At 68.7% G+C, this 4,116-nt stretch carries 4 protein-coding genes; all 4 read right to left on the bottom strand.

From position 1 onward, the window contains the following. Positions 1 to 248 precede the first annotated feature (248 nt). Positions 249 to 1,004 carry a 2,3-dihydro-2,3-dihydroxybenzoate dehydrogenase gene (gene dhbA / locus GSQ95_RS25600; RefSeq protein ID WP_158895886.1) on the bottom strand — a complete coding sequence of 252 codons (756 nt, stop codon included), beginning with the start codon at positions 1,002 to 1,004 and terminating at the stop codon, positions 249 to 251. An 11-nt stretch (positions 1,005 to 1,015) separates the two neighbouring features. Beyond that, positions 1,016 to 1,876: an isochorismatase family protein gene (locus GSQ95_RS25595; RefSeq protein WP_158895884.1), complete on the bottom strand. Its 861-nt coding sequence runs from the start codon at positions 1,874 to 1,876 to the stop codon at positions 1,016 to 1,018. Positions 1,877 to 1,884: 8 nt separating this feature from the next. Next, entirely contained in the window at positions 1,885 to 3,510 is a 1,626-nt protein-coding gene (locus tag GSQ95_RS25590) for a (2,3-dihydroxybenzoyl)adenylate synthase (RefSeq protein ID WP_158895882.1), read from the bottom strand. Continuing rightward, on the bottom strand, positions 3,507 to 4,116 hold a 610-nt coding region (locus tag GSQ95_RS25585), incomplete at its 5' end, for an isochorismate synthase MenF (protein WP_158974008.1). The genes GSQ95_RS25590 and GSQ95_RS25585, both read right to left, overlap by 4 nt.

The raw sequence follows: 4,116 nt of genomic DNA, 5'->3' as shown, positions 1-4,116 counted from the left end.
GCCGTAGCGTGGAAAACGGCGCAGCCTTTTCCACTGGACTCCGTAGCTGGGCGCGCCCTCACCCCAACCCTCTCCCGAGGGGAGAGGGTTGGGGTGAGGGCGAGCGCTCCGCTTCATCAGCCCCGGCAAGCTCGGGATCGCTCAGCGCGCCTGATCGTAGGTTGGGTTGAGACGGCTCCATCGTCGAAGCCCAACGGACGGACGCGAACCCGCCGCGCTGGCGCGCAACCCGACCTACGCAAGATTCTTCACGCCGCCAGGGTCGCGCCGCCGTCCACCACGATGTCCTGCATGGTGATATGGCTGGCCAGGTCCGAGGCGAGGAACAGCACGGTGTTGGCGATCTCGTCGGGCTGGGCGATCTTGCGCAGCGGGATGCCCAGCTTGAAGTCTTCCGGCAGGCCGTCCACCAGGCGCTGATAGCCCTCGGGCGAGCTGAGCATGCCGGCCAGCATGGGGGTCGCCGTGGAGCCCGGCGAGACCACGTTGCAGCGCACGCCCGACCCGGCCAGTTCCAGGGCCACGCAGTGGCTCAGGGACACCAGCGCCGCCTTGGAGGTGCAGTAGCCGGCCATCTGCAGGCGCGGCACATGGGCGGCATTGGAGGCGATGTTGACGATGGCGCCCTGGCCCTGGGCCTTGAACAGCGGCACGAGTTGGCGGAACAGGTAGAAGGGACCGGAGACGTTGACGTCCAAGAGCGCTTGCCAGTCGTCCAGGCTCAGGCTGTCGCTGGTGCCCAGGCGCAGCACGCCGGCGCCGTTGACCAGCACGTCCAGACGGCGCTCTTCGGCCAGCAGCGCCTGGCAGACGTCCTCGACCTGGGCCGCATCGGCGACATCCAGCAGCTGGGTGCGGAACGGATAGCTGCTCTCGGCGAATTGGCGGTCGAGTCCGACCACCTCGGCGCCCGCCGCCTGGAAGCGGCGTGCCACCTGCAAGCCGATGCCCTGCCCCGCGCCGGTCACCCAGACGCGCTTGCCGGTGAAATCCAGTTGGGTCATCAGGAGACTCCTCAGGCGCGCGCGCGCAGCAGATCCAGCCAGCCCTGCAGGGTCGGCTGAGCGGCGAGATCGGCGAAGGTCACAGGCAGCCCGCGCTTCTGCCACTCGCCCACCAGGGTCATGACCTGCACCGAATCCAGGCCGAAATCGGTGAGGTTGTCGTCCAGCGCCGGCTCTTCGTCGTCGGCGTCCAGCAGCGGCTGGACCTGGGCACGCAACCAGGTTTCGTCCAGGGTTACCGCGCCGCCGGTGACCTGGGCGGTGCTCAGGGTACTGCCGCAACGGGTCGCCACGTAGCGCAGCGCCATGCGGTGCTCTTCCTCGCAGAAGTCGGCCACGGCGTCGCCGATCAGGAAGGCCTGGATGTCCCGCATGAAGGCGTCGGTGCAGGTGGTCAGGCAACCGATATGGGCATAGACGCCGCAGACGATCAGCTGATCGCGCCGCCATTCGGTCATCAGGTCCTGCAGGTTGGAACGGTGGAAGGCGCTGTAGCGCCACTTGGTCAGCACCACGTCACCGTCCTTGGGCGCCAGCGCGTCCACCACCTGCTGCAGCGCGGGATCGGCCTGGGTCAGGCCCGGCCCCCACATGTCGTTGAGCAGGGCGCGATCGGCCGGCGGCTGGTCGGTGGGCTGGGCGGTGTAGACCACCGGCACGCCCTGGGCATCGGCCCAGGCGCGCAGCGCGGCGATGTTGGTCACCACCTGGTCGATCAGCGGGCTGCTGTCGCCATAGAACTCGACGAAATAGCGCTGCATGTCGTGGATCAGCAGCACGGCGCGGTCGGCCACGGGTGTCCAGTCGACCTTGTTGGCGGGAAAGCCGTCGGGCTGGGGCAAGGGATAGGAAGCAAGACGGGGGATAGCCATGGGAAACCTTAGGAACGCTCGGTGGAAGGGGTCTGCAGCTGCTCGCGCAGGCGCCGCTTGTCGATCTTGCCGACGGCGGTGAGCGGCAGCTGGTCAAGGAACTGGAAACGGTCGGGCAGCTTGTATTCGGCCACGCCCTGCTCGCGCAGATAGCGACGCAGCGCCACCGGCTTGAGCGCCGGATCGCTCACCACCAGGCAGGCGCAGCTCTTCTCGCCCATCAACTCGTCGGCGATGGCGACCAGGGCGGCGTGGGTGATGCCGGGATGGCGCAGCAGCAGCCCCTCGATCTCGGCGGCGGCGATCTTCTCGCCGCCACGGTTGATCTGGTCCTTCACCCGGCCGACCACCTTGAGATAGCCGGCGGCATCGCGCTGAACCACGTCGCCGGAGAAGTAGAAACCCTCGGCATCGAACACCTGGGCGTTGTGTTCGGGGCTGCGGTAGTAGCCGCGGAAGGTGTAGGGACCGCGGGTGGACAGCAGGCCGGGCTCGCCGTCGGGCACCGGGTTGCCGTCCTCGTCGGTGATGCGCACCTCGTCATCCGGACTCATGGGACGGCCCTGGGTGGTGAAGATGCGCTCGGGCTCGTCGTCCAGGCGGGTGTAGTTGACCAGGCCCTCGGCCATGCCGAACACCTGCTGCAGCTGGCAGCCCAGTTCCACGGGCACGCGGCGGGCCTGGGCCTCGGCGAAGCTGGCACCGCCCACCTGCACCACCCGCAGGCTGGCCAGCCGGGCGCGCTGCTCGGGTGCGGCCGCGGCCTGCAGCCAGAGCGCCACCGCCGGTGGCACCAGGGCCACCCAGTCCACCTGATGGCGTTCGATCAGCGCGAAGCAGCGCAGCGGCTCGGGATCGCGGGCCATGACCACGCAGCCACCGGCGATGAAGACGCCCAGGGCGCCGGGCGAGCTGAGGGTGTAGTTGTGACCCGCCGGCAGGGCACAGAGAAAGCGCGTGGCCGGGGTCAGACGGCAGATCTCGACGCTGCGTCTGAGGCTGTAGTAGTAGTCGTTGTGGGTGCGCGGAATCAGCTTGGGCGTGCCGGTGCTGCCACCGGAAAGCTGGAAGAAGGCCACCTCGCCACCGGCGGTGGGCGTCAGCTGAAAACCGTCCAGCGGGGTATCCAGGCGCTGCTGCAGGCTGCGTGCGTCATCGGCGCCATCCAGCAGCACCTCGTCGAGGCCGGGCGCCACGTCGCGCAACTCGCCGAGGAAGTTGTCGTCGCGAAACAGATTGTGCTCGCGGGAGGCGATCAGCAGCCGGGGCTGGATCTGCTGCGCATAGGCGAGCAGCTCCAGCTTCTGGTGACTGAACAGGGCGTTGACGGGCGCGATGCCGGCCTTGAGCAGAGCAAAGAACACCACATAGAACTCGGCCACATTGGGCAGCTGCACCAGGGCGGTGTCGTGACGACGCAGCCCGGCGGCCTGCAGGTGGGCGGCCAGCCGGCTGGAGCGCTCGTCCAGCTCGGCATAGCTCAGCTGCCGCTCGCCACAGAGGATCGCCGACGCCTCGGGCAGGGCCGCGCGGCTGCGCGCCAGGATCTCGATCATCGGCAGATCGGGCCAGTAACCCAGGGCGCGATAACGGGCCGCCAGGTCTTCCGGCCAGGGGGTGAATTCCAGACTCACGTGGGGTTCTCCTCGTCGAGCAAACCACAGGCGGCACGCATGGTGCCGAGTTTGGCGGTGACCTCGGCCCACTCCGCCGCCGGATCCGAGGCTTCGACGATGCCGGCGCCGGCGAACAGCCGCAGCCAGTCGCCCTGCACCGTGCCGCAGCGGATGGTGACGACCCACTCGCCGTTGCCCTGGGTATCGCACCAGCCGACCATGCCGGTGAACAGGTCACGGTCGAAAGGCTCGATGCGCTGGATCAGCTGGCGCGCCGCCACCGTGGGAAAGCCGCAGACCGCCGGGGTCGGGTGCAGGCGGCAGGCGAGCTGCAGCGCCGAGGTGCGACTGTCGGCCAGTTCGCCGTCGATGGCGGTGGACAGGTGCCACATGGCGTTGGTGCTGAGCAGCGACGGTCCTTCGGGGACATCCAGCCGGCTGCACAGCGGTGCCAGCTGCTGGCGGATGTCCTCGATCACCAGGCGGTGCTCGTAATGATCCTTGCTGGACTCCAGCAGATCGCGGGCGACGCGCTGGTCTTCCTGCGGATCGGCTCGACGCTTGGCCGAACCCGCCAGCGGATTGGTGTGGACCCGGGCGCCCTGCTTGCGCACCAGCAACTCG

Source organism: Pseudomonas sp. BAV 4579 (genome assembly GCF_009765395.1).
GTDB lineage: Bacteria > Pseudomonadota > Gammaproteobacteria > Pseudomonadales > Pseudomonadaceae > Chryseomonas > Chryseomonas aestiva.
Note: the sequence above shows the minus strand (reverse complement) of the source record. Positions and strands in the feature narration are given on the sequence as shown.

What these genes read in the sequence shown, in the direction of transcription:
- dhbA (WP_158895886.1), bottom strand. Translation starts at nt 1,004, where the DNA reads ATGACCCAACTGGATTTCACCGGCAAGCGCGTCTGGGTGACCGGCGCG.
- GSQ95_RS25595 (WP_158895884.1), bottom strand. Translation starts at nt 1,876, where the DNA reads ATGGCTATCCCCCGTCTTGCTTCCTATCCCTTGCCCCAGCCCGACGGC.